Raw genomic sequence first — 20,629 nt, 5'->3', positions numbered from 1 at the left:
CGGTCCGGCCCGCGCACGCCCTAAACGCTAGGATTGTGCTTTAAGGTGGTTGGTATGAGTCGCAAGCAGATGGTGCGCCCGGGCGGGCGCAGCGCCCGGGTCCAGGCATCGGTGCACGCCGCTGTACGTGAACTCCTCGCGGAGGTGGGGCGCGAGGCGCTGACGGTGCCGCTGGTCGCCCAGCGCGCGGAGGTCACGCCGTCGACGATCTACCGCCGCTGGGGCGACCTGCAGGAGCTGCTCTCCGACGTCGCGGTGGAGCGTCTGCGGCCCGACACGGCGCCCGAGGACCACGGTGATCTCCGCTCCGACCTGACGGCCTGGGCCGAACAGTTCCTCGACGAGATGGCCTCGCCCGCGGGCCGCGCCTACACCCGCGACGTCCTGCTCGGCGACCCGGACGGCAGCAACGCCGGCCAGTGCTCGGTCTACGCGGCCGAACAGATCGACCTGGTGCTCGCCCGGGTCCGCGCCCGTGAGCAGGACGCACCCGACGTCGAGACGGTCATGGACCGCGTCGTGGCCCCCCTGATGTACCGCATCCTCTTCCGCCCGGCCGGCCTCGACGCAGCCTACGCACGCCGGCTCGTCACCGACTTCCTCGGCACCGACGGGGAGGCCGGCCCGGGGAGTCGGTGACGGCCGCTGCGGACACCGGGCCGTGGACGGCGTCGGGGCGGCCGGCCGCGGGCGGGTCAGCGTTCCATCATCCGCATCCCGGCCTCGTTGTGCGTGTCCCCGGCCGCCGGGGGGAGACCGGTGAGCCGGGCGAGTTGGTCGTCGGTGAGGTGGACGGCGTCGGCGGCGGTGTTCTCCTCCAGCCGGGCCACGCGCCGGGTGCCGGGGATGGGCGCGATGTCGTCGCCCTGTGCCAGCAGCCAGGCGAGTGCGACCTGGGCCGGGGAGGCGTCGATCTCGCCGGCGATGGCGGCGACCTGGTCGGCCAGGCGGAGGTTGTGCTGGAAGTTCCCCTCGGTGAAGCGGGGGTTGTCGGCGCGGAAGTCGTTGGCGTCGAACTGGTCGGTGGAGCGGATCGTGCCGGTCAGGAAGCCACGGCCCAGGGGGGAGAAGGGCACGAAGCCGATGTTCAACTCGCGCAGCACCGGCAGCACCCGGGCCTCGGGGTCGCGGGTGAACAGCGAGTACTCGGACTGCACGGCGGTGACCGGGTGGACGGCGTGGGCGCGGCGGATGGTCTCGGGCCCGGCCTCGGAGAGGCCGATGTGCCGGATCTTGCCCTGCGCGACCAGCTCGGCCAGGGCCCCGACCGTCTCCTCGATCGGCGTGCCGGGGTCGACGCGGTGCTGGTAGTACAGGTCGATGTGGTCGGTGCCCAGGCGCTTGAGGGAGCCCTCGACGGCGGCGCGGATGCTGGCGGGGCTGCTGTCGGGCCCGCTCGGGCGGCCGGTGTGGGAGATCAGGCCGAACTTCGTGGCGAGCACGACCTTGTCGCGGCGGCCCTGCAGGGCCCGGCCGACGAGCTCCTCGTTGGTGTAGGGGCCGTAGACCTCGGCGGTGTCGAGCAGGGTGACGCCCAGGTCGATGGCGCGGTGGATGGTGCGCACGGACTGTTCGTCGTCGGTTCCGGCGCCGGTGTAGCCGTGGGACATGCCCATGGCGCCGAGGCCGATCCGGGAGACGTCCAGGTCACGCAGCTTGATGTGCTTCACAGCCGTTCCGTTCGCTCGGGGTCTGTGGGGCTGGCTCCATCTCGGACCCTACCGGCCTCGCGCGGAACTCTCCCAGCGCGGCGGCGTGTTGTGTGATCGTCTTCCGATGAATATCCAGCGCCCGCCCCACCCCCTGCGTGCTCCGCGGCTCAGGAGTGGCGTGGGCGGCGTGGACGGCGGAGGGGCGAGCCCGGGAGCCGGTCGCAGGGCGGAGATCGCCGACCGGTAAGATCATCCTGCAACACGACGCGAAGGGGAGCCTCAGTGGCGCGGGTTGCGGTGGTCGGCGGGGGTATCAGCGGGCTGGGAACGGCGCTCATGCTCGGCAGGCGGGGCCACCGGGTCACGCTGTTCGAGCAGGAGGCGCGGGCGGCCGGCGCGGACCTGGACCAGGACTTCTTCCACTGGAACCGGCCCCGGACACCGCAGGCCGTCCAGCCCCACTCGCTCCTCGCGCATGTGCGCACGGTGCTGCGCACCGAGACCCCCGACGTCTACGCGGACGTACTGGCCCGTGGAGCCCGGGAGTACCACGAGTTCGACTGGTTCGGCGAGCACCCGCCGTACCGGGCCGGCGACGAGGACCTGGTGACCCTGCGCACCCGCCGCATCGTGGTGGAGGCCGCTCTGACCGCGGCCGTGCGGCGGGAGGGCACCGTTGACGTCCGGCGAGGCCGCCCGGTGCGCGGCCTCGCGATCGAGACGGGCCGAGCCGCCCGCCCCGCCCGCGTCACCGGCGTGCTGGTGGGTGCGGACACCCACCCGGCGGACCTCGTCGTCGACGCCGGCGGCCGCCGCTCGCCCGTCCCCGCCTGGCTGACCACGGCCGGCTGCCGCCCGCCCGTGGTGGAGAGTCACCGCGTCGGGATCGCCTACCTGTGCCGCTGGTTCCGCCTGCGCGCCGACGGCCCGCGGGACCCCGGGGTGAAGAACGGCTCGGCCGCGGCGTTCGCGCTCGCCGGCGTCTTCCCGTCCGACAACGACACCTTCGCGGTGAACCTGGTGCTCTCCACGGGTGATCCGACCCGCGGCGCGCTCACCGACCCTGCCGTGTTCGAGGCCGCCGCCCGTCGCTTCCCCGCCTGCGCCGCCTGGCTCGGCCTGGCCGCCGAACCGGAGTCGGCCGTCCTGGCGATGGCCGGCCTGGACAACCGCTGGACCTCCCTCGTCGACGATGAGGGGCCCGTCGTCACGGGCCTGGTCAACGCCGGGGACAGCCTCGTCCACACCAACCCCACCATGGGCCACGGCGTGGCCCTCGGCCTGCTCACCGCCCAGCACCTCGCCGCCCACGCCGACGAGATCGCCGCTGACCCCACCGTCCACCACACCTGGACGGCCCAGGCCCTGCGCCCCTGGTTCGACGCCCAGGTGGCGTCCGACCGCGCCAACGCCCAACGCCTCGCCGAGAGTTCACCCGTCCCGGAGCGACGGGCCGCCGCCGTGGCCGCCTGCGCCTTCGAGGACCCCGTCGTCATGCGGGCCCGGGCGAAGGTGCGCCACCTCCTGCAGACCGCCGAGGAGGCCTACGGCACCGACGAGGTGGACCGCCACGTCACCGCCTGGCTGGCCGCCCACCCGGACTTCGTGCCACGGTACGACGGTCCGACCCGGGAGGAGTGGGAGGCCCTCGTCCGGCGTTGAACGTCAGGCGGGCGTCAGCACCGGGTCAGGGCGAGGGTGCATCGTTGTTCTCGACAGGGAACGGGCCGCAGCGAATCGGTGGGCCGGATCCTGGGGGAGAGGTGCCCGGAGTGGTTGATCGGAGACCGGGGCGCTGGTCCCGGTCGGGCTCAGGCCCACGCAGGTTCGAATCCTGCCTTCTCCGCTCGACAGGGGCAGAGTCAGCCGCCTGCCTTGCCGCCCGCGTGCCGGCCCGCGGTGGCGGGTCGGGGGCCGACGGTGTTGGTGAGGGTGCCGATGCCCTCGACGGTCACCGTCACCTGCTGCCCGGGTTGGAGGTAGGCGCCGGTCTCATGGCCGACCCCGGCCGTGGTGCCGGTGAAGAAGAGGTCGCCGCTGTGCAGGCTGGTGCGTGCGTCGGCGTAGGCGAGGAGGTCGCCGGTGCCCCAGATCATGCTCGACGTGCGGTCGCGCTGGCGCTCTTCACCGTCCACCGTGAGGGTGATGGCGAGGTCGGGGGACAGCGGCCGGGACCGGGGCAGGCCCGCGTCGTCGGCGCCCGGGCGCGCGAAGACCCCGGGCGGTGTGGGGCCGCCCGGGGTGGGGTGTCACGGGTGGATCACTTGTCGTACAGGGACCAGATCTGGTTGGGCGCCTTGTTCGCCGGGACCAGCGTCACGGGGGTGTCGACTCCGTTGCCCTGGAGTACCTCGTCGAGGTTCTTGTAGCTGGCGATGGTGGTCTGCTCCTGGCCGAAGTCGACGACCCAGCGCTGCGAGAGCTTGTTCCTGTCGCAGGGCTGCTGCGTCACGGGGGCGCCGGTGCCGGCGTCCTGGATGCAGGTGTTGGGGAAGGTGGTGCTGCTGATGGTGTAGACGCCGGTGCCCTCGGGAGTCGTCTCGACCTGGTTGAAGAGCCACACCTGGTAGCCCAGGCTGGAGTCGCGGGTCCACACCTGATTTCCGTCGTAGGCGTCGAGGTTGGTGTCGTCCGCGAAGTTCTGGACCGACTTGGCGGCGACCAGAGGCGGCGCGGCGTGCGCCGGTACGGCGAACAGCACCAGGCCGGCCAGCGCGCTGGTCGCGGCGGCGAAGGATGCTGCTCTGTGTCCGATGGTCATGGCTGCACTCCTGTTCAACTCTCAACGAGAGTAGGCGGATTGACGACGACGGCTGGTCTCCCCCTTGCGGCAAAGACTACGGACAGTTAGGTCGTGGACGACGCGCTGTGGTCGGCGTGGCTCCGCGAAGATCAGAATCACCCTTTCGCCGTGCTGAGCGGTTATCTGATGGTCCGTCAGATCGGCCTCCTGGTCCGGGCGCTGGTGGCGCCCGGCCCCGGAGCGGGGTGCGGCCGTCAGCGCCTGGAGCCGGTGAGGGCGTACAGCACGGTGCCGGTCGCCAGCAGCACGCACGCGGTCCAGGTCGCCGGTGGCGTGCCGGCGGGTTCGAGCATCCAGTGGCACGCCTTTCCCGCGTCGCCGCTCAGCGGTGGGGTGAAGAAGGAGAGCGCGAGCCAGCCGGTCGGCAGGGTCCACGCGTGCGCCGCCCCGACCACCGCGGCCCCGAGTGCGGCCAGGCCGGCCAGGCCGGCGCTGTCCCGGAGCACGACGGCGGCAGGGGGGAGCGCCGGCCCCGTCACCTGCACCGCCAGCAGCGCCACGGCGGCGACCGCGCCGAGCAGCAGCACGTGCGCCGTGCGGCGGGGCGCCCACCGGATCGCGGCCGTCCGGTCGAGTGCGAGGTCCTGCCCACCGAGCCCGACGGAAGCGGCCGTCACGTTGGTGGTGAGGATCAGGGTCGCGATCCCCAGGTCCATCGGCTCCCTGCCGCCCTGCTCGAAGACACACGCTGCCAGCGTGGTGAGCGCCACCGCGGCGGCCCAGACCGGCACCTGCCGTGAACGCGCGTACAGCATCAGCCACTTCATCATGACGCGCCCCCTGCCAGGGCCTGGAGCTGGTCGTCCCTCGCGCAGGAGAGGGCCGAGGCGTGCACCTCGGCGATCCGCGAGCGCTGGTCGGCCGGTGACAGCGCGGTCAGCTTCTGCCAGGCGGTGTCGGCCTGCGCCCAGATGTCGAGCGAGTAGCGGTCGGTGGCCTTCTGCTCCAGCGGTTCGAGGTGCGGATCGCCGAGGGCCCAGCTCGCGACGATGCTCTGCAGGGCGACGTCCTGGAGCGGGCCGCTCTCCCGGGAGTTGTGCCCGAAGCAGCTCGGGGCCAGGCCCTGCGCGACGAGTGCGCGGGTCAGCGCCGTGCCGGTCGTACCGGCGAACAGGTGCTCGTCGAAGTCGACCAGCACCGCGTCGGCGGAGAGTTGGCGTTGGTCGCCGAGCGCGTGCAGCCTGGTGTCCTCCCGCACCGAGGCCGGCGCCTGGTCGCCCAGGGCGTCGTGCAGCACGCGCAGCGCCTCCTTGCCGCGTGGCGCGAGTGCGGGCAGGTGCGAGCGGTTCGCCTCGGTGACGCAGACCGGGCCGTCGCAGACCAGGGCCGCGGCGGCCTTGTCGACGACGTAGGTGTCGCGCGGGTCGGCCGGGAGGATCAGCAGGGCCAGGGCCGCGCCGGCCAGCACGGGAGCCACCGCGAGCAGCCGGGCGCGGCGCGTGGTGGCGGCCAGCAGGGCGAAGCCGGTGGCGAGCAGGCCGAGCAGCCAGAGCGTCTGGCCCAGGTGCTCGGCGGCGGACAGGGTCAGCAGCATCTCCCGCGGCTCCACGGTGGCGGGCGCCAGTTGGGCGAGCCGGTTCGGCGCGAGGCCCGAGGGCAGCTCCCCGTCCGTGTTCTGCCGCAGGAGCAGGCTCGTCAGCAGGAGGAAGAGCACCAGCAGGGCCGGCGGGGTGAGCGCGGACGGCAGGGCCCGTGCGACGCCCATGCCGAACACGGCCCCCGCGACCAGGGCCAGTGCCGCGACCAACGAGATCGGCAGCCAGCCGAGACTTGTGTAGCTGGTGGCACCGAAGGCCACCTGGACTCCGCCCACCAGGACGAGCAGCCCGAAGCCCGCGGCCAGGACGAGCGCCATCGCGCCGGCGGGCAGCGCGGCCCGGCGCCAGGCCGGGCGTGGTGTGGTCGCCAGCAGCTCGGTCATCCGCGCGCGGGAGTCGCGCAGCCCGTACACCGCCCCCATGCCCACCACCAGCGGCCACCAGAGGGCCAGCCAGTACCGGGTCCACATCGCCATCGAGGTCCACTGGGCCGTCCAGCCGTCCGTGCCGTGCCACCAGATCCCGTCGATCAGGAAGAAGATCGCCAGGCTGCCGGCCAGCACGACCGCGCCGGCCCAGGGGGCGATGGAGCGCCTCAGTTCGGTGCGCAGCACCCGCCCGTTCACCAGGTACCCCGCTGCGGCTCGGAGTTCTGCAGCAGCGCCGAGTAGCCGCGCTCCAGCGGGCTGTCGCCCGGGTGCTCGGCGGTGCCCGCCGCGGCCAGGTCCGCGGGGGTGCCCTGGAAGACGAGGCGGCCCTGGTCGAAGAGGACCACGTCGGTGCAGGCGGCGGCGACGTCCTCGACCAGGTGGGTGGAGACCACCACGCAGGCGTCGCGGCCCAGTTGGTGCAGCAGCTCGCGAAAGCGCAGCCGCTGCGCCGGGTCCAGGCCGACGGTCGGCTCGTCCAGCAGCAGCACGGTGGGGTCGTTGACGATGGCCTGGGCGATGCCGGCGCGGCGCACCATGCCGCCGGAGAGGGTCTTCATCCGCTGGTCGGCCTGGTCGGCCAGGCCCACCCGTTCCACCGCGCGCTGGACGGCGGCGGGGATCTCCGCCTGCGGGACCTCCTTCAGCCAGGCCATGTACTCGACGAACTCGCGCACCGTGAAGCGCGTGTAGTAGCCGAACTCCTGGGGCAGGTAGCCGATCCGGCGGCGTACGGACCGCAGGTCGACCGTCGCGTCCACCCGGGTGCCCAGCAGCTGCAGTTCGCCCTCGGCGGGGCGCAGCACGGTGGACAGGGCCCGGATCAGGGTGGTCTTGCCGGCTCCGTTGGGCCCCAGCAGGCCGTGGGTGCCGGTGCCGAGCGAGAGGTCGAGTCCGTCGACGGCCAGCTTCTTCCCGGCGCGTACCTTCAGGCCGGTGGTCTGGATCTCCCAGGCGTAGGTCTGCGGCGCGATGTCGGCCGGGGCTGTGCTTGTCGCGGGTGTCATGGGGTGCTCCCTTTCGAGGGTCGGGGATGCTTTCACAGCGCCGAGTACGCGTGCCTGCGGGCGATCACGGCGCCGCAGCCGAGCGCCAGGAGCAGTCCCCACAGGGGCAGGTGGTCCGACAGCAGGGCGAGGGGGGCTCGGCTGCTGGCGAGGGCGGGGGTGGCGACGGCGACACCCCACAGGGCCACCACCGCGGTGGCGGCGCGGGTCACGCCGATGACGCTGCCCAGCGCCAGCGCGGTGGAGGTGAAGGCCAGCGAGGGCAGCAGCCACTGGGCGGCCGTCATGGCCCCGGTCAGCCAGCCCTCCAGCAGGAGCCCGGGCAGGACCACCACGAGGACCGCGGCGGTGCGTCGCAGCAGCAGCGGCAGGCCGGCCCGGGCGGTCGAGGCGGTCAGTTCGTACGCCGGGTCCATGGCTCGCGACCACGAGGCGGCCACCGCGCACAGCGGCAGCACGGGTGCGGCCAGCGTCATCAGCGAGGAGCCGTCGAAGGCCACCGACGGCATGAGCGCGCCCAGCAGCAGCGCCAGCAGGCCGACGGCGACGGTCATGGCGAGCCACGGAGCGCCGGCCGGTGTCAGCCAGGCCGACACCCAGCGCGGGCGCCTGCGCCGTGCGGGCGCCTGGACGGCCGCGTCCAGGAGCGGCTCCAGACCGGCCCGGACGGTGTGGACCAGCGCGGCGACACCGGGCGCCTCGTCGGCCACACACGTCGCCAGCCGGCTGCGGCAGGGCGCGCACGTCTCCAGATGGGCCTCCAACGCCCACACCCGGTCCGCGTCCAACTGCATGTCACCGCGCGCGTAGTCCTCGATCAACCGCGTCGAGGCGTGTTCCCCACTCATGTCAGTGCCTTCCGCATCGCGATCCGGGCCCGGCGGGCACGGGTCTTGACCGTGCCCTCGGGCAGTCTCAGCAGGACGGCGGTCTCCCGGACGGACAGCCCGTCGAGGACCATGGCCTGCAGTACCTGCTGCAGTTCCGGCGCCAGCTGCCGCAGGGCGTCGCCCACCTCGCCGCCCACCGTCGCGGCGAGCGCCTCCTCCTCGGCCGCGGGCACGGCTGCCCGCTCGGCGGCGGCGGGCGGTGGCTCGGCGTGGTGGGCGCGCCGCCGGAACGCGTCGACCAGGCGGCGCGCCGCGATCGTCCACAGCCACCCGACGGCCGTGCCGCCGACGGCGCTCCCGGCGAACGCCCCGGCCGCGCGCCACACCGCCAGAAAGGTCTCCTGCATGACCTCGGCGACGATCTGCTCGTCCGCGCAGCGCCGGCGCAGCCGCACCGCCAGCCACGGCGAGGTGCGCCGGTACAACTCGTCGAACGCCGCGCGGTCACCGCGGGCGACCAGCCGGAGGAGGTGTTCCTCGTCCAGCTCATCCAGTGCTTTCCTGCGTGATCTCACACCAGCCAGACGGCCGCTGCGGCCTGCAGGTTCTGTCTGCGGCGTGAGCTGCGTCACAGTGCCCCCGCGTCGGCCTGCCCAGGCGTCGACCGCCGGTGTGCCCGCCGGTGTGCCCGCCGGGCCGGGCCGCCCGGAGCCGCCGCGGTCAGGAGCCGCCCACGGCCGACGCGGCGAGGGCCGCCACCCCGCTGAGCACGAGCACCGCAGCGAGGCCCAGCGCCGCGACTGTGGCCACCCGTCGCACCCGTCGCATCCACCACGCCCGGTCGAGCCGCTGCCCGAGCCGGGGCGAGGCGGCGGTGGCGCCCGAGAGCAGCACGGCCGCGCCGCCCAGGACGGCCAGCAGTGCCGCCGCGAGCCCGCACAGGCGTCCTGCCACCGGGACCACTCCGACGGAGGAGACGTCACCACCGTGGTACTGCACCGGGATGGTGCTGCCCGGCGGCCGCCTGGAGTGCTCGAAGGAGGCGGTGCCGGTGGTCCGGCCGTCGTCCGAGCGGAAGACGCCGTCGCAGGTGGTGGTGTGGCTCCGGCTGCCGCGGCTGCTCGTGGTGGTGTGGTCGAGGCAGAAGGTGACGGTGAGCAGCCCCGGGGTCCCGGCCGCCCGTGCCGCGTATCCGATGGTGTCCGCCGCGGCCAGGCCGCCCTGCACGCCCACGCCGATCATCATCAGCCCTACGAGGAAGCGGAAGGCCGCGGTGCCAGGGCGGCTGCGCTCGGCCCGCGGTCGGCCGGGCTGCGGCGGGCGGCTGCCGGGCCGCGGTGAGCGGCTCGCCGTCGCCCGGGACTTGGTCCGGTCGTGGCCGGGTCCGGCCGCTCCGCCGGCCCGGGCCGCCTTGCCCGCCCTCGCTCCGCCACCGCGCCTGGTCATCCCCACACCCCGTCGTCCCGCCCCGCGGACCTCCGCGCCGCGTCTGCGCCAGCGCATCATGCCAGGTCAGCGGGCAGGGCCCGGCAGGGGGGTGGGGTCGGCAGCGGCCGGATCGCGGTGCTCGCACGCTGCCGCCCCACCGGTGTGGCGCACCGTCACCGCCCGGCGCCGGGAGGGGAGAGGGCGGGCAGGCCCGACCCGGCCTGGCGGCAGCGCGGCGGGCCGCGCGGAACGGGCGTGAATCGGCCTGTTTTTGGTGCTGTCCGAGCGGTTCGAACGGGCTGTCTGCTCGGTATAACCCTTGGGCGAGGTTCAGCTGTTCGTCTCCCGAACTCGAGGACCTCGGGCCGGAGTCCAGGACCACCCGCGGGCTCGACGGCCGAACCACGGGCAGCGGCTGCGCGCCGCGGACCGAGAGGGACCTCAATGAAGCGCCGAAGCTCGATTCCGCATGCCTTCCCCCGTCTCGTCTCCCTCGGGGTGGCACTCTCCCTGGCCGTCGCCGGACTGACCGCGCTGACGGCGTCGCCCGCGCAGGCCGTCACCACGACCGCCACCGGCCACATCGCATCCGCGTCGGCGGGCAAGTGCCTTGAGGACGCCGGAGGTTCCACGGCCAACGGCACGGCGGTCGTGCTGGACGACTGCGCCGGATCGGCCGCGCAGAACGTGCAGATCCAGGACGACGGCACGGTCCTGGTCAACGGGGAGTGCCTGGCCGCAGCCGGCGGCGGCACCACGGACGGCACCGCGCTGGTGGTCGCGGCCTGCGACGGCAGCACGGGCCAGCAGTGGGAGCAGGACGGTGCCGAGCTGCGCAACCCGGCCTCCGGCCGGTGCCTCGACGACCCGAACGCCGCCACCGCCGACGGCACGGCCCAGGTGCTGTGGGACTGCAACGCCACCGGCACCGCAGAGAAGTGGGCGTTCCCGGAACCGGGCGGCGACCTCAGTCTCAGCGTCGGCGTGCCCGACCTCGACCCGGCCGTCCTGCAGACCTTCGTCAACGGGATCAACAGCCAGTACGGCACCGCCCCGTTGAGCACCGACATCAAGAACTACGGTGCCACGTACGAGAAGTACTTCGTCCCGGCGGGCGCCGTCGATCCCGTCGCCGGCTGGCCCGGCTTCACCGGCGGCAGCATGACGGTGGCCTCCACCGGCTCCGGCGCGACCGCCACCAGCGACCTGACGGCCGACATACCCGCCGCGGACGTGCAGGCGAACGCCGAGGTCCCCGGCTGGACCGCGGACACCGTCGCGGGGACCGTCGCGACCCTCACCGGCTTCGCCGCGGGCGCGCTCTGCACGCTGGCGTTCGCTCCGGGCTCCCCGGCCGCGCTCACCGACTGCGGCCCGGTCTTCGCCTTCGTCCAGGGCTTCAGCTGGTCGGTCCTCGACGCGGCCCTCGTCAACGGGGACCTGGGTTCCGGCGACGACTGGGCGAAGATCATCGGGGCCGGCCTGATCGCCGCGACCGGTGCGACCGGTGCGACCGCGGTCGGCGGCTTCCTCGGGTGGGCCTCGGCCGACCTCGCCGGGATCCTCACGACGTCCGGTCAGAGCGCCGGCGGCGGGCTCGCGGGCGCCGCGAAGTGGTTCGGCATGCTCCCGAGCAGAGCGCAGACGCTCAGCACCGGGATCGGCGCGTTCGTCGGCCAGACCGGCGCCGGCGCCTGGAAGTCCCTGGCCCAGGCCTTCCAGCAGGCCTACGGCCGCGCGCCGCAGGTCGGGATCCCGCTGCGGCCACTGGCCTTCGGCGACTCGATCACCTACGGCGTCCAGAGCTCGACCGGTTCGAGCTACCGGTGCGACCTCGAGAACGATCTGAGCACAGTGGGGGACTCCTACCAGTTCACCGGTGCGCTCGAAGCGGGCAGCGGGTGCGCGCAGTTCGCCAACGAGGGCCTCAGCGGCTGGACGATATCCCAGCTCGCGGGCATCGAGCACTGCACCGTCACGGCCTTCCAGCCGAACGTCGTCCTGCTGGACATCGGCACCAACGACATCAACCGCGGCGGTGCCCCGGCCACGGCCGCCGCCGCCCTGGAGAACCTGGTCGACAGCATCCTGGCCGACGATCCCACGACCACCGTCCTGGTCTCCGCGCTGATCCCCACACCCGACCCGACCGTCGCGGCCAACATGGCGGCGTTCAACACCCAGGTGTCCGCGTGGGTGACCCAGCAGCAGGGCGCCGGTGAGCGCATCGGCTGGGTCGACCAGGGCGCGGTGCGGCTGTCCGACCTCGCCGACGGCCTGCACCCCAACGACACCGGCTACGCCAAGATGGCCGTCGACTGGAACCAGGCCATCGCCGCGGCGGACATCGGCCACCACTGGTTCCAGCCCGCACCGTCCGCGAACGGCGCCGTGTGCGGCCAACCGCTCTGGGGCGACCGGGGCGAGGTCGCCGGCGCCTGGGACGCGGGCGCCACCTCCGACCAGCCCGGCGCGAAACCGCTGCCGGCCGGGGCGCACGTCCAGTTCGCCGACCTCGACGGCGACGGCCGGGCCGACTACCTGCAGATCAACGCCGACGGCAGCGTGGACGCCTGGCTGAACGAAGGCTGGAGCGCGTCGGGAAGCATCGCCTGGAAGCCCCTCGGCGAGATCGCCGGTGCCGCCGAGGGCGTCGGCCACGGCGACCCGGGCAGCCGGATCCAGTTCGCGGACCTGACCGGTGACGGCCGGGCCGACTACCTCGACGTCAACCCGGTCACCGGAGAGGTCGACATGTGGCAGAACAACGGTCCGGGCGCCTCCGGCCACTACAGCTGGACCTCGCTGCCGGGTATCGCCACAGGTGTCGGAGCGCCGAGCACCAGCCGCGTCCAGTTCGCCGACCTCAACGGCGACGGCAAGGCGGACTACCTGGTGGTCAACTCCAACGGCTCGGTGCAGGAGTGGCAGAACGGCGGCAACAGCGGCAACGGCTGGATCTGGCAGCCGCAGGGCTCCGTCGCCACCGGCGTCGGCGACCCGGGCAGCCGGATCCAGTTCGCGGACCTGACCGGTGACGGCCGGGCCGACTACCTCGACGTGAACCCCGCCAACGGCTCGGTGCAGGCCTGGCTCAACGCCGGGACCGGCCCCTCGGGCGTCACCTGGAACCAGGCCGGCACGGTCGCCTACGGAGTCGGCAGCCCCGGCACGGACATCGAGTTCGCCCCGGTGACGGCCACGGGCCGGGCCGACTACCTGGACGTCGACCCCGCCGACGGTACGGTGCAGGCCTGGAAGAACAACGGGCCGGCCAACGGCGGCTGGTGGTGGCTGCCACAGGGCGCGGCCGTCGACGGCGTCGCCTCCCAGATCCAGTTCGGCAACCTCTACGGCACCGGCCGTGCGGACTACCTCAAGGTCAACTCCGACGGCTCCGTGCAGGCCTGGGCCAACACCGGGGTGCCCTCGGGAGCCCCGTCCTGGAGCGGCCCCACCACCGTCGCCACCGGCGTCGGCGCCCCCGGCAGCGACATCGTCCTCGCGTCGGTCTTCGGCACCGGCCGGGCGGACTACCTCGCCGTCGACCCGGCCAACGGCGCGGTCACCGCGTGGATGAACGGCGGACCGGACGGCAAGGGCGGCATCGTGTGGATCCCCAAGGGCGAGATCGCCACGGGCGCCGCACCCGGCAGCGAGGTCCGCTTCGCCGACGTCTGGGGCAGCGGACGCGCGGACTACCTCATCCTCGACCCCGCCACCGGCGCGATCACCGACTACATCAACGCCGGCACCGACTCCAGCGGGAACATCGTCTGGATCCCGTACGGTCAGATCGCCACCGGCGTCGGCGCCCCCGGCAGCCAGATCCGCCTCGCGCCGCTCTACGGCAGCGCCCGGGCCGACTACCTGGTCGTCAACCCGGACACCTCGGTGCAGGCCTGGAAGAACGGCGGCGGGACGGCACAGGGCGGCTGGTCCTGGAGCCAGCAGGGCACGGTCGCCTCCGGCGTCGGCCCGGCCAACCGCGTCGAGTTCGCCGATCTCTGGGGCGGCGGCCTGGCCGCGTACCTCGTCGTCGGATCCGACGGCTCGGTCGCCGCCTGGGTCACCAGCGGATTCGCCTGACGGGTGCTGCGCCGGTCCCGGGCGCTCGGGCACCAGCGCTGCACCCACGGTCCGCAGGGAGGTAGCCGGGCGTCACCCTCGCCCGGCTACCGCAGCTCGATGCTGAGCTGCGCCCCCACCTCCTCGAAGCCGCAACCCGCCGCGACGCCGGAACCCGGGCCCGCCACTGCGGCAGCAGGCCGGCCGCGAGCGCGTGTGCGGCCGCCGCCGAGCCCGTCACCCGGGCCAGCCCGCGCCCGCGCCACGCGGGTGCCGTCAGCACGCTGATGTGCGCGGTCCGGCTCGGCCACGACCGGTAGCCGGCCGCGGCGACCACCTCGCCGGCGTCACGCACCACGAACGCGGGCGAGGTGATCTCCCACAGTCCGGCCTCGCGGCTGTCCTCCTCGCCCGCCCGCTCCTCCAGGCCGCGCAGCTCCCGGCGCTCGCCCGGGAGCTGCTCCACCGTCAGGGAGCCTGACGGGACGGAACCGGTCCTCGGGGACATGGGCCAGCGCCCTCAGCCGGACTGCGGGGCATCGAGGGTGCCGGCCAGTGTCCCGGCGTTCCGGGCGAGGAAGTGCAGCAGGTTGGCGAAGCCGCGCGCGTCGTCGATCGCCCGGTGGGTGTGCCGCACATCGCCGAGCCAGTGCGGGGGCAGCGCCGGTGCCGGGAGGTCGGCGACCGGCCGGCCGGTCACGGTGCGCGGCCCTGTGGTCATGCCTGTCGGGGCATGACCACAGGGCCGCGCTCGTGTGCTGCGTCCGTCGTGCTGGGTCAGTCGTGGCGCCGTAGACGGGGGAGGCGCAGCCGCCACCGGCTGCCGCTGCCCGGCGCGGGCCGGACCCCGTGCGGGGAGCCCGCCGCTGCCGCGTGCTGCGACCGGGCGCCGTCCCCGCTGCTGCGGGCCTGCCGCCACTGGGACACGAACGCGTCGATGTCGATCGGTGTGTAGCCGAGCGGCGGGCCGGGCGGCGGCATGCGCAGGTTGGCGGCGATCTTCTCGTTCACCGGCTCCAGGAGTTCACGCACGCGCGACTCGGCCGCGGCTCTCGCGGCCTCGGCCAGGGTGTCGTCGATCTCCTTGCGCAGCGCGAGGGTCGGCTGCAGGATCGCCCCGTGGCCCTCCTGGACCATCTTCTGTTTGAGCCACCACATCTCGTCGTAGGGCACGTTCGCACCGGGCAGCGGCTTTCCCAGGCCGGGCAGCTCGGCGAACTCGCCGCGCTCCTCCGCCTCGCGGATCTGCCGGTCGATCCAGGACTCGAAACTGAGGCCTGCGGGCTTTCGCTCAGTCATGAGGTGATTCTCCCACCCTGGTAGTCCGCCGGGCCAGTGCCTTTGTGGCTGCGCGGTTGTGCGGTTGTGCGGCGGGGGTCAGCCGACCGCACGGCCGTCCCCGAGCCCGTCCCCGTCGATGGCGACCAGGCGGTGCCCCGGAAGCCGGGCGGCATCGAACGCCTCCCAGGCCGGCGCGGCGGTCTCGAAGGTGGCATCGCCGCCGTCGATGCCCAGTTGGTAGATCGCCAGCACCTGCTCGGCGTGCTCGGTGCGCATTGCCGAGACGGTCACGGCGCCGGTGCTCACCCGGCGGCCTCGATGCCGAGCTCGGTCAGCAGGGCGCGGACGCGCTGCTCGATCCGGTCGCGGATCGGGCGGACGGCGTCCACGCCCTGGCCGGCCGGGTCCTCCAACGCCCAGTCCAGGTAGCGCTTGCCGGGGAAGTACGGGCAGGCGTCCCCGCAGCCCATGGTGACCACCACGTCGGAGGCCTGCACCACCTCGACGGTCAGCACCTTGGGCACCTCGGCCGAGAGGTCGATGCCGACCTCGCGCATCGCCTCGACCACGGCCGGGTTCACCGCGTCCGCCGGGGCGGAACCGGCCGAGCGCACCTCGACCCCGTCCCGGCCGAAGTGGGTGAGGAAGGCGGCGGCCATCTGCGAGCGGCCCGCGTTGTGCACGCAGACGAACAGCACGGACGGTACGGACGGCTCGGACACCACGGACAGCTCGGACGCCACGGACGGCTCGGCAGCACTGCTCATGAACGGGTTCCTCCGGGAGGGAAGCGAGGGATCGCGGGGCGGGCGGGGTCAGTGGCCGGAGGCGGCGGGCTGGTCCTCGGCGTGCGGCACGACGGCGTCCTGCGCAGCGGCGGGTGCGGCGGCGGGTGCGGCGCGGCCGAACAGCACGGCGACCAGGGCGACGCCCACCACCAGGCCCACCAATTGGGCGGCGACGAACGGCAGGACGGAGGCGGGGGCGATCCCGGGGGCGGTGTCGGTGAAGGCCCGGCCGATCGTGAGGGCGGGGTTGGCGAAGCTGGTCGAGGAGGTGAACCAGTACGCCGCGCCGATGTAGCAGGCGACGGCGACCGGGGCGAGGTGCGCGCGGCCGGTGCGGGTCAGGCCGAAGGCCAGCAGGACCAGTCCCGCGGTCGCCACGGCCTCACCCAGCCACAGGTGCGGGGCCGACCGGTCGTGGGTCGACCAACGCACCAGCGGCTGCGCGAACATCGCGTTCGCCAGCACCGCGCCGCCGATCGCACCGGCGACCTGCGCCGGGATGTAGGCGGCGGCCTCACGTGCACCCGGCCCCGCGCCTTCGCGGCGACCGTGCCACCAGGCGGCCAGCGTGACGACCGGGTTGAGGTGGGCGCCGGATATCGGCCCGAACAGGGCGAGCAGCACGCCCAGGCCGAAGACCGTGGCCAGGGAGCAGGCGAGCAACTGCACGCCGGCGTCCCGGGAGAGCGCGGTGGCCTGGACGCCGGCGCCGACCGCCACCGCGACCAGCGCGCCGGTCCCGACGCACTCGACGGCGGCCCGGCGCCCCAGCGATGCCGTCTGCGTCATCCGATGCTCCCCGCGGCCGCGGCGGCGGTGCCGGCCGGAGCCTGGAGCAGGGCGGACAGCTGGGCCAGCGCCGCGGGCAGCACCCAGTAGTAGACCCAGGTCCCGCGCCGCTCGGAGTCGACCAGGCCGGCCTCGCGCAGCACCTTCAGGTGGTGCGAGATGGTCGGCTGGGAGACGTCGAACGGGCCGGTCAGGTCACAGACGCACGCCTCGCCGCCCTCGTGCGAGGCGATCAGCGACAGCAGCCGCAGCCGGACCGGGTCCGACAGCGCCTTGAACATCCGGGCCAGGTCGACGGCCGCCTCCTCGCCCAGCGGCTCGCGGACCATCGGCGAGCAGCACGCCACGGCGCCGTCCCGCCGGAGAACAGTCAGCTCTGACTTCGACTTCGACATGCGTCTATGTTGACAGTCGTCAAAGCAGAGGCGCAAGGTGGCTGTATCGACAACTGTCGATACAAGACCCAGGCTCCTGGAGGCCACCATGTCCCGTGTCCAACTCGCCCTGCGCGTCGCCGACCTCGAAGGCTCGATCGCCTTCTACGCCAAGCTCTTCAACACCGAGCCGGCCAAGCGGCGCCCCGGCTACGCGAACTTCGCCATCACCGAGCCCCCGCTCAAGCTCGTCCTCATCGAGGGGGCGAGCGGCGAGGACACCCGCCTGGACCACCTCGGCGTCGAAGTCGCCTCCACCGAACAGGTCGTCGCCGCCACCACCCGCCTGGAGGGCGTCGGCCTGGCCACCGTCGCGGAGAACGACACCTCCTGCTGCTACGCGCTCCAGGACAAGGTCTGGGTCACCGGTCCCGGCCGGGAGCCCTGGGAGGTCTACGTGGTCAAGGCCGACGCCGACACCCTCGGCAAGAGCGCCGTGGCACCGGACGCCGAGTGCGACACCGTTGCCTGCTGTGCCCCGCAGGAGCGGTGCGCCGGCTGACGCGGGCCGGACCGGCGCACCTTCGGGGCGGCAGCGGTGTGTCTACTCCGCCGGCTCCCAGGCGCGGAGCAGGTCGATCAGGCCCCGGTCTCCCTCGACCCGCAGGGAGTCCAGCGGGATGCGGTCGTACATGAACAGGACCAGCTCGCTCGCCGTGCCGTGGACGCAGGCGCCGGCCGGCTCGAGGGTCTCGCCGGCGGCGGGCGTGCTGCCGGGCGCGGGGATGCGGGTGTAGCGTGCGCCGTCACCGTCGACCGTCAGGCGCCAGGAGCGGCCCTCGGCGGCGTGGAAGTCGAAGGCTGTGGGCTCGTGCGGCCAGGCGCTCGGCGTCGCGCAGCAGGTGGACAGGAAGTCCTCGGCGCCGTCGAGCGCCACCTCGGCCGGCAGCGGCTGCGGGGCGCCCACGGTGAGCTGGGCGTCGTAGGTGTGCACCGAGATCTCCTGGAGCTGGTGCCGGGCGACGGCACCACAGGTCGGCGGCGACTGCGAGCCGCCCCACCACGTCCAGCAGCCGCGCTCCGGGCCGGCCTCCCGCAGTGCGTCCACGAGTTGCTGCGTCGATGCGGCCAGCCAGGCCAGCAGCGCCTCGCGCTCCTGGGGCCCGGCCGGAGCGGCGTGCGAGGCGGACCTGACCCGGCCGGCGGCGTCGGGCCCGGCGGCGATGGTGTCGGCCCAGGAGCGACGTCCCCCGCCCAGGTGCTGCACCAGATCGAACAGCGTCCACTCGGGGCAGGTCGGCACCTGCACGTCGAGGCCGGGCGCGGCGGCGATCGCGGCGCGGAAGGCGGTCGATCGCTCGTCGATCAGTCGCAGCAGGTCGGGGAACTCGATGATCTTTTGCACGCCGGATGTCTATCACCGTGCTGCGGGAGCGCGACAGCGATTTTGCGCGCGCCCCTGCAAGCTCGGATCCGAGTAGTAGGATCCGAGTAGAGGTGACCCCGAGCCTGACGTTGGAGTGAGATGACCGTCAAACGACCGGCCAATCCGCTGGCCCTCGCCGTGATGGGCCTGCTGCTGGAGCAGCCCATGCACCCCCACGCGATGGCGACCGCACTGCGGGACCGTCAGCTGGACCGGGCCTTCAAGCTGACCACCGGGTCGCTGTACGACACGGTGCGGGCGCTGGCCCGGGACGGGTGGATCGAGGCGACCGACACCGAGCAGGTGGGCGGCCGACCGGCGCGCACCGTCTACCGGCACACCCGTGAGGGGCAGCGGTGCTTCACCGAGTGGCTGGACGAGATCGTCCGCGAGCCGTCCCGGGAGTACCCCAGGTTCCTGTCCGCCGTCAGCTACCTGGGCGCACTGGGGCGGCAGCGGGCCGCGCAGGCGCTGCGCGAGCGGGCGGCGGCCCTGCAGACCCGGATCGCGGAGGGCGAGCAGGCCTACCGGGCCGCGGTGGAGGAGCACAAGGCGCCACGGCTGTTCGTGATCGAGGCGGAGTACGCCCAGGCGATGCTGCGGGCGGAGACGGAGTGGGTGCTGCGCACCGCCGAGGAGATCGAAGAGGGCACCCTGGCGTGGCCGGAGGCATCCCCCGATGCCTGAGGCCATGGTGTCCGCGCCGGCACAGGTGGACGTCGCGGTGGTGGGAGCCGGGCCCGCCGGGCTGATGCTGGCCTGCGAGTTGGGGCTGCGCAAGGTACGCACGGTGGTGCTGGAGCGCGACCCCGCACCGCCCGGCCACTGCCGTGGCTTCAACCTCAACGCCCGCAGCCTGGAGCTGCTCGACCGCCGCGGCCTCGCCGATCGCTTCCTGGCCGAGGGCCCCACCGTGCCGAGCACCGTCTTCGTCGGGGCGGCCCAGCTCGACCTGGCCGCCATGCGCACCGGACACCCCTACGTGCTGGGGATCGCGCAGACCAGGGTGGCGGAGATCCTCGCCGAGCGGGCCGTCGAGCTGGGCGTGCGCATCCTGCGCGGTCACCGCCTGGCCGGACTGCGCCGGGACGACGGCGGGGTGTGCGCCGAGGTCGACTCCCCGGACGGGCGGACGCTGCTGCGCCCGGGCCGGCTGGTCGGCTGCGACGGAGGCCGCAGCACGGTGCGCAAGCTGGCGGGCATCGGTTTCCCCGGCACGCCCGCGGACCGCTTCACGCTGCTCGGGGACGTGGTCCTGGCGGACCCGCAGGCGATCGCGTTCGGAGTGACGGCCGGTGCGAACGGCACGGTGTTCGCCGTCCCGCGGCCCGGCTACGTGCGGCTGATCACCAACGATCCGCAGCCGCCGGCCGACCGGGACGAGCCGGTGACGCTGCCCGGCTTCCAGGACGTGCTGGACCGGGCGCTGGGGCGGCACGTGGAGATCGCCGAAGCCCGCTGGCTCACCCGGTTCGGCAACGCGGCGCGGCTGGCCGAACGACTGCGGGACGGCCGGGTGCTGCTGGCGGGCGACGCCGCGCACATCCATCCCCCGGCCGGGGCCATCGGCGTCAACGCGGCGATCGACGATGCCATGAACCTCGGCTGGAAGCTCGCCCTGGTGGCACGCGGACAGGCTCCCGAGAGCCTGCTGGACACCTACCACGCCGAGCGGCACGCGGCAGGCGCCAGGCTGCTGCGCAACACCCGGGCGCAGATGCTGGTCGCCGCGGAGGGCGAGCGGCTGGCACCGGTGCGCGAACTGCTCGCCGAGTTGGCGCGGGCTCAGGAGACGGCCGGCTACCTGGCCGAGGAGATCACCGGCGTCGGCACCCGCTACCCGGTTCAGTACGGCTCCGGCCACCCCTGGGAGGGGAGGATGGTGCCGGACGTCCCGCTGGAACGGGGCAGCCTGCTGGCGCTGCTCGCCCGCACCCCAGGCGGCGCGCTGCTGGTGGACGGGAGTACCGGAACGGACGCGCTGCGCGAGGCGGCCGAGCCGTGGGCGGACCGGGTGACGGTGGTGGCGGCGCAGCCGGCGGGCCTGCCGGACGCGGTCGCGGTGCTCGTCCGCCCGGACGGTCACGCCGCCTGGGCGGGAACGCCCTCGGCGCCGCTTGACACCAACGTCCAGCAGGTGCGCGGGGCCCTGCAGCACTGGTTCGGGCCGCCGACGGTGGTTCTGTGACGCACGGACGGCCCGGGCGCCCGGCTCGT

Annotated in this window: 23 protein-coding genes and 1 tRNA gene; 7 read left to right on the top strand and 17 right to left on the bottom strand. The window is 73.9% G+C overall.

Going from position 1 to position 20,629, the window contains the following annotated elements:
• Nucleotides 1–54: 54 nt before the first annotated feature.
• Complete coding sequence (locus OG294_RS02660; protein ID WP_327064730.1) at nucleotides 55–639, top strand: TetR/AcrR family transcriptional regulator; 585 nt, start codon at nucleotides 55–57, stop codon at nucleotides 637–639.
• 56 nt (nucleotides 640–695) lie between these two features.
• On the opposite strand, the gene OG294_RS02655 is transcribed toward OG294_RS02660, so the two are convergent.
• Entirely contained in the window at nucleotides 696–1,670 is a 975-nt protein-coding gene (locus tag OG294_RS02655) for an aldo/keto reductase (protein ID WP_327064729.1), read from the bottom strand.
• A 264-nt stretch (nucleotides 1,671–1,934) separates the two neighbouring features.
• On the opposite strand from OG294_RS02655, the gene OG294_RS02650 reads away from it, so the two are divergent.
• Nucleotides 1,935–3,314 (top strand): FAD-dependent oxidoreductase, encoded by a 1,380-nt coding sequence (locus tag OG294_RS02650; RefSeq protein WP_327064728.1) that lies wholly within the window; start codon nucleotides 1,935–1,937, stop codon nucleotides 3,312–3,314.
• 95 nt (nucleotides 3,315–3,409) lie between these two features.
• A tRNA-Gln gene (locus OG294_RS02645) sits at nucleotides 3,410–3,498 on the top strand.
• Nucleotides 3,499–3,514: 16 nt separating this feature from the next.
• Here OG294_RS02645 and OG294_RS02640 read toward each other — a convergent pair.
• From OG294_RS02640 to OG294_RS02605, 8 genes are all read right to left on the bottom strand, one after another.
• Nucleotides 3,515–3,799, bottom strand: a complete 285-nt coding sequence (locus OG294_RS02640; protein WP_327071426.1) for a fumarylacetoacetate hydrolase family protein — start codon at nucleotides 3,797–3,799, stop codon at nucleotides 3,515–3,517.
• A gap of 113 nt (nucleotides 3,800–3,912) precedes the next feature.
• On the bottom strand, nucleotides 3,913–4,413 hold the full coding sequence (locus OG294_RS02635; protein ID WP_327064727.1) for an RICIN domain-containing protein: 501 nt from the start codon (nucleotides 4,411–4,413) through the stop codon (nucleotides 3,913–3,915).
• A gap of 236 nt (nucleotides 4,414–4,649) precedes the next feature.
• Nucleotides 4,650–5,222 (bottom strand): hypothetical protein, encoded by a 573-nt coding sequence (locus OG294_RS02630; protein ID WP_327071425.1) that lies wholly within the window; start codon nucleotides 5,220–5,222, stop codon nucleotides 4,650–4,652.
• Entirely contained in the window at nucleotides 5,222–6,619 is a 1,398-nt protein-coding gene (locus tag OG294_RS02625) for a hypothetical protein (RefSeq protein ID WP_327064726.1), read from the bottom strand. The genes OG294_RS02630 and OG294_RS02625 overlap by 1 nt, the downstream gene beginning before the upstream one ends.
• Nucleotides 6,616–7,428 carry an ABC transporter ATP-binding protein gene (locus tag OG294_RS02620; RefSeq protein WP_327064725.1) on the bottom strand — a complete coding sequence of 271 codons (813 nt, stop codon included), beginning with the start codon at nucleotides 7,426–7,428 and terminating at the stop codon, nucleotides 6,616–6,618. The genes OG294_RS02625 and OG294_RS02620 overlap by 4 nt, the downstream gene beginning before the upstream one ends.
• Nucleotides 7,429–7,460: 32 nt before the next feature.
• Nucleotides 7,461–8,276: a zf-HC2 domain-containing protein gene (locus tag OG294_RS02615; RefSeq protein ID WP_327064724.1), complete on the bottom strand. Its 816-nt coding sequence runs from the start codon at nucleotides 8,274–8,276 to the stop codon at nucleotides 7,461–7,463.
• The gene (locus OG294_RS02610) at nucleotides 8,273–8,833 is read right to left on the bottom strand and encodes an RNA polymerase sigma factor (protein ID WP_327064723.1); all 561 of its coding nucleotides are present in this window, start codon (nucleotides 8,831–8,833) and stop codon (nucleotides 8,273–8,275) included. Before OG294_RS02610 ends, OG294_RS02615 begins: the two co-directional genes overlap by 4 nt.
• A gap of 145 nt (nucleotides 8,834–8,978) precedes the next feature.
• Nucleotides 8,979–9,704 carry a hypothetical protein gene (locus tag OG294_RS02605; protein ID WP_327064722.1) on the bottom strand — a complete coding sequence of 242 codons (726 nt, stop codon included), beginning with the start codon at nucleotides 9,702–9,704 and terminating at the stop codon, nucleotides 8,979–8,981.
• A 480-nt stretch (nucleotides 9,705–10,184) separates the two neighbouring features.
• On the opposite strand from OG294_RS02605, the gene OG294_RS02600 reads away from it, so the two are divergent.
• Complete coding sequence (locus tag OG294_RS02600; protein ID WP_327064721.1) at nucleotides 10,185–13,775, top strand: GDSL-type esterase/lipase family protein; 3,591 nt, start codon at nucleotides 10,185–10,187, stop codon at nucleotides 13,773–13,775.
• Here the strand turns inward: OG294_RS02600 and OG294_RS02595 are convergent.
• From OG294_RS02595 to OG294_RS02565, 7 genes are all read right to left on the bottom strand, one after another.
• On the bottom strand, nucleotides 13,756–14,220 hold the full coding sequence (locus OG294_RS02595; protein WP_442789096.1) for a GNAT family N-acetyltransferase: 465 nt from the start codon (nucleotides 14,218–14,220) through the stop codon (nucleotides 13,756–13,758). The two genes, OG294_RS02600 and OG294_RS02595, sit on opposite strands and share 20 nt — an antisense overlap.
• 54 nt (nucleotides 14,221–14,274) lie before the next feature.
• Nucleotides 14,275–14,475, bottom strand: coding sequence for a hypothetical protein (locus tag OG294_RS02590; RefSeq protein WP_327064720.1), 201 nt, complete (start codon nucleotides 14,473–14,475; stop codon nucleotides 14,275–14,277).
• A gap of 56 nt (nucleotides 14,476–14,531) precedes the next feature.
• Complete coding sequence (locus tag OG294_RS02585; protein WP_327064719.1) at nucleotides 14,532–15,053, bottom strand: J-domain-containing protein; 522 nt, start codon at nucleotides 15,051–15,053, stop codon at nucleotides 14,532–14,534.
• A gap of 78 nt (nucleotides 15,054–15,131) precedes the next feature.
• Entirely contained in the window at nucleotides 15,132–15,311 is a 180-nt protein-coding gene (locus tag OG294_RS02580) for a hypothetical protein (RefSeq protein ID WP_327064718.1), read from the bottom strand.
• A gap of 26 nt (nucleotides 15,312–15,337) precedes the next feature.
• Complete coding sequence (locus OG294_RS02575; RefSeq protein ID WP_327071424.1) at nucleotides 15,338–15,757, bottom strand: arsenate reductase ArsC; 420 nt, start codon at nucleotides 15,755–15,757, stop codon at nucleotides 15,338–15,340.
• 93 nt (nucleotides 15,758–15,850) lie between these two features.
• The gene (locus OG294_RS02570) at nucleotides 15,851–16,612 is read right to left on the bottom strand and encodes an aquaporin (RefSeq protein ID WP_327064717.1); all 762 of its coding nucleotides are present in this window, start codon (nucleotides 16,610–16,612) and stop codon (nucleotides 15,851–15,853) included.
• On the bottom strand, nucleotides 16,609–16,941 hold the full coding sequence (locus OG294_RS02565; protein WP_327071423.1) for an ArsR/SmtB family transcription factor: 333 nt from the start codon (nucleotides 16,939–16,941) through the stop codon (nucleotides 16,609–16,611). The genes OG294_RS02570 and OG294_RS02565 overlap by 4 nt, the downstream gene beginning before the upstream one ends.
• Nucleotides 16,942–17,095: 154 nt before the next feature.
• On the opposite strand from OG294_RS02565, the gene OG294_RS02560 reads away from it, so the two are divergent.
• Nucleotides 17,096–17,548, top strand: coding sequence for an ArsI/CadI family heavy metal resistance metalloenzyme (locus OG294_RS02560; RefSeq protein ID WP_327064716.1), 453 nt, complete (start codon nucleotides 17,096–17,098; stop codon nucleotides 17,546–17,548).
• Between the two features lie 42 nt (nucleotides 17,549–17,590).
• Here OG294_RS02560 and OG294_RS02555 read toward each other — a convergent pair whose 3' ends face one another.
• A complete protein-coding gene (locus tag OG294_RS02555; RefSeq protein WP_327064715.1) occupies nucleotides 17,591–18,391 on the bottom strand; it encodes a maleylpyruvate isomerase family mycothiol-dependent enzyme in 801 nt (266 codons plus the stop codon).
• Nucleotides 18,392–18,511: 120 nt separating this feature from the next.
• Here OG294_RS02555 and OG294_RS02550 point away from each other — a divergent pair, with 120 nt between their 5' ends.
• Together OG294_RS02550 and OG294_RS02545 are read left to right on the top strand one after the other, a co-directional pair.
• A complete protein-coding gene (locus OG294_RS02550) occupies nucleotides 18,512–19,099 on the top strand; it encodes a PadR family transcriptional regulator (RefSeq protein WP_327064714.1) in 588 nt (195 codons plus the stop codon).
• Nucleotides 19,092–20,600, top strand: a complete 1,509-nt coding sequence (locus tag OG294_RS02545) for an FAD-dependent monooxygenase (protein WP_327064713.1) — start codon at nucleotides 19,092–19,094, stop codon at nucleotides 20,598–20,600. The genes OG294_RS02550 and OG294_RS02545 overlap by 8 nt, the downstream gene beginning before the upstream one ends.
• Nucleotides 20,601–20,629 lie beyond the last annotated feature (29 nt).

The organism is Kitasatospora sp. NBC_01302, from assembly GCF_035976515.1.
Taxonomy (GTDB): domain Bacteria; phylum Actinomycetota; class Actinomycetes; order Streptomycetales; family Streptomycetaceae; genus Kitasatospora.
Note: the sequence above shows the minus strand (reverse complement) of the source record. Positions and strands in the feature narration are given on the sequence as shown.

What these genes read in the sequence shown, in the direction of transcription:
- OG294_RS02660 (WP_327064730.1), top strand. Translation starts at nt 55, where the DNA reads ATGAGTCGCAAGCAGATGGTGCGCCCGGGCGGGCGCAGCGCCCGGGTC.
- OG294_RS02635 (WP_327064727.1), bottom strand. Translation starts at nt 4,413, where the DNA reads ATGACCATCGGACACAGAGCAGCATCCTTCGCCGCCGCGACCAGCGCG.
- OG294_RS02630 (WP_327071425.1), bottom strand. Translation starts at nt 5,222, where the DNA reads ATGAAGTGGCTGATGCTGTACGCGCGTTCACGGCAGGTGCCGGTCTGG.
- OG294_RS02620 (WP_327064725.1), bottom strand. Translation starts at nt 7,428, where the DNA reads ATGACACCCGCGACAAGCACAGCCCCGGCCGACATCGCGCCGCAGACC.
- OG294_RS02615 (WP_327064724.1), bottom strand. Translation starts at nt 8,276, where the DNA reads ATGAGTGGGGAACACGCCTCGACGCGGTTGATCGAGGACTACGCGCGC.
- OG294_RS02605 (WP_327064722.1), bottom strand. Translation starts at nt 9,704, where the DNA reads ATGACCAGGCGCGGTGGCGGAGCGAGGGCGGGCAAGGCGGCCCGGGCC.
- OG294_RS02590 (WP_327064720.1), bottom strand. Translation starts at nt 14,475, where the DNA reads ATGACCACAGGGCCGCGCACCGTGACCGGCCGGCCGGTCGCCGACCTC.
- OG294_RS02585 (WP_327064719.1), bottom strand. Translation starts at nt 15,053, where the DNA reads ATGACTGAGCGAAAGCCCGCAGGCCTCAGTTTCGAGTCCTGGATCGAC.
- OG294_RS02580 (WP_327064718.1), bottom strand. Translation starts at nt 15,311, where the DNA reads ATGCGCACCGAGCACGCCGAGCAGGTGCTGGCGATCTACCAACTGGGC.
- OG294_RS02570 (WP_327064717.1), bottom strand. Translation starts at nt 16,612, where the DNA reads ATGACGCAGACGGCATCGCTGGGGCGCCGGGCCGCCGTCGAGTGCGTC.
- OG294_RS02565 (WP_327071423.1), bottom strand. Translation starts at nt 16,941, where the DNA reads ATGGTCCGCGAGCCGCTGGGCGAGGAGGCGGCCGTCGACCTGGCCCGG.
- OG294_RS02560 (WP_327064716.1), top strand. Translation starts at nt 17,096, where the DNA reads ATGTCCCGTGTCCAACTCGCCCTGCGCGTCGCCGACCTCGAAGGCTCG.
- OG294_RS02550 (WP_327064714.1), top strand. Translation starts at nt 18,512, where the DNA reads ATGACCGTCAAACGACCGGCCAATCCGCTGGCCCTCGCCGTGATGGGC.
- OG294_RS02545 (WP_327064713.1), top strand. Translation starts at nt 19,092, where the DNA reads ATGCCTGAGGCCATGGTGTCCGCGCCGGCACAGGTGGACGTCGCGGTG.